The organism is Veillonella parvula (genome assembly GCF_024461875.1).
Lineage (GTDB): Bacteria > Bacillota > Negativicutes > Veillonellales > Veillonellaceae > Veillonella > Veillonella parvula_I.
The window spans coordinates 1-5,000 of the sequence record NZ_JANGAL010000010.1 but is presented as its reverse complement, the minus strand read 5'-3'; the positions used below and the strand labels follow the sequence as shown (position 1 = coordinate 5,000).

At 42.5% G+C, this 5,000-nt stretch carries 3 rRNA genes (1 of these 3 running past the window's edge); 1 reads left to right on the top strand and 2 read right to left on the bottom strand.

Annotation, left to right across the window (positions count from 1 at the left end):
* Together NE668_RS10540 and NE668_RS10535 are read right to left on the bottom strand one after the other, a co-directional pair.
* Window positions 1-687 (bottom strand): 23S ribosomal RNA (locus NE668_RS10540); it reaches 2,889 nt to the left of the window's first position.
* Window positions 688-1,037: 350 nt separating this feature from the next.
* A 16S ribosomal RNA gene (locus tag NE668_RS10535) occupies window positions 1,038-2,847 on the bottom strand.
* 1,969 nt (window positions 2,848-4,816) lie between these two features.
* Here NE668_RS10535 and rrf point away from each other — a divergent pair.
* Window positions 4,817-4,937: ribosomal RNA gene (gene rrf, locus NE668_RS10530) — 5S ribosomal RNA — on the top strand.
* Window positions 4,938-5,000: the final 63 nt, after the last annotated feature.

Sequence of the window (5,000 nt, the reverse complement as noted above, 5' to 3'; positions counted from 1 at the left end):
TTCCCAAACAACTCGACTCTTCGAAGGCACTTTACAAAGAACCGCACTCCTCGCCACACGGGATTCTCACCCTCTATGACGTCCTGTTCCAAGGAACATAGACAAGGAACGGCCCCAAAGTTGCCCTCTCCAAATTACAACTCGGGCACCGAAGGTACCAGATTTCAAATTTGAGCTTTTGCCGCTTCACTCGCCGTTACTAAGGCAATCCCGGTTGGTTTCTTTTCCTCCGCTTATTGATATGCTTAAGTTCAGCGGGTACTCCTACCTGATTTGAGGTCAAACTTTAAGAACATTGTTCGCCTAGACGCTCTCTTCTTATCGATAACGTTCCAATACGCTCAGTATAAAAAAGATTAGCCGCAGTTGGTAAAACCTAAAACGACCGTACTTGCATTATACCTCAAGCACGCAGAGAAACCTCTCTTTGGAAAAAAAAAACATCCAATGAAAAGGCCAGCAATTTCAAGTTAACTCCAAAGAGTATCACTCACTACCAAACAGAATGTTTGAGAAGGAAATGACGCTCAAACAGGCATGCCCCCTGGAATACCAAGGGGCGCAATGTGCGTTCAAAGATTCGATGATTCACGGAATTCTGCAATTCACATTACGTATCGCATTTCGCTGCGTTCTTCATCGATGCGAGAACCAAGAGATCCGTTGTTGAAAGTTTTTAATATTTTAAAATTTCCAGTTACGAAAATTCTTGTTTTTGACAAAAATTTAATGAATAGATAAAATTGTTTGTGTTTGTTAACCTCTGGGCCCCGATTGCTCGAATGCCCAAAGAAAAAGTTGCAAAGATATGAAAACTCCACAGTGTGTTGTATTGAAACGGTTTTAATTGTCCTATAACAAAAGCACAGAAATCTCTCACCGTTTGGAATAGCAAGAAAGAAACTTACAAGCCTAGCAAGACCGCGCACTTAAGCGCAGGCCCGGCTGGACTCTCCATCTCTTGTCTTCTTGCCCAGTAAAAGCTCTCATGCTCTTGCCAAAACAAAAAAAAAAATCCATTTTCAAAATTATTAAATTTCTTTAATGATCCTTCCGCAGGTTCACCTACGGAAACCTTGTTACGACTTTTAGTTCCTCTAAATGACCAAGTTTGTCCAAATTCTCCGCTCTGAGATGGAGTTGCCCCCTTCTCTAAGCAGATCCTGAGGCCTCACTAAGCCATTCAATCGGTACTAGCGACGGGCGGTGTGTACAAAGGGCAGGGACGTAATCAACGCAAGCTGATGACTTGCGCTTACTAGGAATTCCTCGTTGAAGAGCAATAATTACAATGCTCTATCCCCAGCACGACGGAGTTTCACAAGATTACCAAGACCTCTCGGCCAAGGTTAGACTCGCTGGCTCCGTCAGTGTAGCGCGCGTGCGGCCCAGAACGTCTAAGGGCATCACAGACCTGTTATTGCCTCAAACTTCCATCGGCTTGAAACCGATAGTCCCTCTAAGAAGTGGATAACCAGCAAATGCTAGCACCACTATTTAGTAGGTTAAGGTCTCGTTCGTTATCGCAATTAAGCAGACAAATCACTCCACCAACTAAGAACGGCCATGCACCACCACCCACAAAATCAAGAAAGAGCTCTCAATCTGTCAATCCTTATTGTGTCTGGACCTGGTGAGTTTCCCCGTGTTGAGTCAAATTAAGCCGCAGGCTCCACTCCTGGTGGTGCCCTTCCGTCAATTCCTTTAAGTTTCAGCCTTGCGACCATACTCCCCCCAGAACCCAAAGACTTTGATTTCTCGTAAGGTGCCGAGTGGGTCATTAAAAAAACACCACCCGATCCCTAGTCGGCATAGTTTATGGTTAAGACTACGACGGTATCTGATCATCTTCGATCCCCTAACTTTCGTTCTTGATTAATGAAAACGTCCTTGGCAAATGCTTTCGCAGTAGTTAGTCTTCAATAAATCCAAGAATTTCACCTCTGACAATTGAATACTGATGCCCCCGACCGTCCCTATTAATCATTACGATGGTCCTAGAAACCAACAAAATAGAACCAAACGTCCTATTCTATTATTCCATGCTAATATATTCGAGCAATACGCCTGCTTTGAACACTCTAATTTTTTCAAAGTAAAAGTCCTGGTTCGCCAAGAGCCACAAGGACTCAAGGTTAGCCAGAAGGAAAGGCCCCGTTGGAAATCCAGTACACGAAAAAATCGGACCGGCCAACCGGGCCCAAAGTTCAACTACGAGCTTTTTAACTGCAACAACTTTAATATACGCTATTGGAGCTGGAATTACCGCGGCTGCTGGCACCAGACTTGCCCTCCAATTGTTCCTCGTTAAGGTATTTACATTGTACTCATTCCAATTACAAGACCCGAATGGGCCCTGTATCGTTATTTATTGTCACTACCTCCCTGAATTAGGATTGGGTAATTTGCGCGCCTGCTGCCTTCCTTGGATGTGGTAGCCGTTTCTCAGGCTCCCTCTCCGGAATCGAACCCTTATTCCCCGTTACCCGTTGAAACCATGGTAGGCCACTATCCTACCATCGAAAGTTGATAGGGCAGAAATTTGAATGAACCATCGCCAGCACAAGGCCATGCGATTCGAAAAGTTATTATGAATCATCAAAGAGTCCGAAGACATTGATTTTTTATCTAATAAATACATCTCTTCCAAAGGGTCGAGATTTTAAGCATGTATTAGCTCTAGAATTACCACAGTTATACCATGTAGTAAAGGAACTATCAAATAAACGATAACTGATTTAATGAGCCATTCGCAGTTTCACTGTATAAATTGCTTATACTTAGACATGCATGGCTTAATCTTTGAGACAAGCATATGACTACTGGCAGGATCAACCAGATAACTATCTTAAAAGAAGAAGCAACAAGCAGTAAAAAAGAAAGAAACCGAAATCTCTTTTTTTTTTTCCCACCTATTCCCTCTTGCTAGAAGATACTTATTGAGTTTGGAAACAGCTGAAATTCCAGAAAAATTGCTTTTTCAGGTCTCTCTGCTGCCGGAAATGCTCTCTGTTCAAAAAGCTTTTACACTCTTGACCAGCGCACTCCGTCACCATACCATAGCACTCTTTGAGTTTCCTCTAATCAGGTTCCACCAAACAGATACCCCGGTGTTTCACGGAATGGTACGTTTGATATCGCTGATTTGAGAGGAGGTTACACTTGAAGAATCACAGTCTTGCGACCGGCTATTCAACAAGGCATTCCCCCAAGTTTGAATTCTTTGAAATAGATTGCTATTAGCTAGTAATCCACCAAATCCTTCGCTGCTCACCAATGGAATCGCAAGATGCCCACGATGAGACTGTTCAGGTTAAACGCAAAAGAAACACACTCTGGGAATTTCTTCCCAAATTGTATCTCTCAATACGCATCAACCCATGTCAATTAAACACGCTGTATAGAGACTAGGCAGATCTGACGATCACCTAGCGACTCTCTCCACCGTTTGACGAGGCCATTTACAAAAACATAACGAACGACAAGCCTACTCGAATTCGTTTCCAAACTCTTTTCGAACTTGTCTTCAACTGCTTTCGCATGAAGTACCTCCCAACTACTTTTCCTCACACTTGTACTCCATGACTAAACCCCCCCTCCCATTACAAACTAAAATCTTACTTTTATTTTCTTTTGCCCTCTCTGTCGCTCTGCCTTAACTACGTATTTCTCGCCGAGAAAAACTTCAATTTAAGCTATTCTCCAAAAATCTTAGCGTATATTTTTTTCTTTTTTTTTTCCAAAGTGACAGGTGCCCCGGGTAACCCAGTTCCTCACTTTTTTTTACTGCGGAAGCGGAAGCGGAAAATACGGAAGCGGAAAATACGGAAGCGGAAAATACGGAAACGCGCGGGAACATACAAAATATACCTTTCTCACACAAGAAATATATGCTACTTGCAAAATATCATACCAAAAAACTTTTCACAACCGAAACCAAAACCAACGGATATCATACATTACACTACCACCATTCAAACTTTACTACTATCCTCCCTTCAGTTTCCCTTTTTCTGCCTTTTTCGGTGACGGAAATACGCTTCAGAGACCCTAAAGGGAAATCCATGCCATAACAGGAAAGTAACATCCCAATGCGGACTATACCACCCCACCACACTCCTACCAATAATGGTAACTATTCTATGTTTTCTTACTCCTATGTCTATTCATCTTTCATCTAACTACCTAATACTATGCAAAAATGTAAAATTATCACACAAAACATAAACAATCAAAATCAGCCATTTCCGCACCTTTTCCTCTGTCCACTTTCAACCGTCCCTCCAAATGTAAAATGGCCTATCGGAATACATTTCCTACATCCTAACTACTATAAAACAACCTTTAGACTTACGTTTGCTACTCTCATGGTCTCAATACTGCCGCCGAAATTCTGTCCCACATACTAAATCTCTTCCCGTCATTATCGCCCGCATCCGGTGCCGTAAATGCAAAACAAATACCATCTATGTCTTCCACACCATCATTTTACTATGCCTGCCACCATCCATTTGTCTTTTGCACCATATCTTCATAACCTGTCACCTTGAAACTACCTCTGCATGCCACCTACCGACCAACTTTCATGTTCTGTTTCGACCTACCTCTTGTAAATGACAAATCACCTTTTTCATCGTATGCACCTTATTCTCCACATCACAATGCACTATTGCTTTTGCTTTTTCACCTCTCATATCCTATTGCTATTAGATGAAATATAATAAAAATTGTCCTCCACCCATAACACCTCTCACTCCCACCTACTGAACATGTCTGGACCCTGCCCTCATATCACCTGCGTTTCCGTTAAACTATCGGTTGCGGCCATATCTACCAGAAAGCACCGTTTCCCGTCCGATCAACTGTAGTTAAGCTGGTAAGAGCCTGACCGAGTAGTGTAGTGGGTGACCATACGCGAAACTCAGGTGCTGCAATCTTTATTTCTTTTTTTTTTTTTTTTTTTTTCTCTCTAGTTTCTTGGCTTCCTATGCTAAATCCCA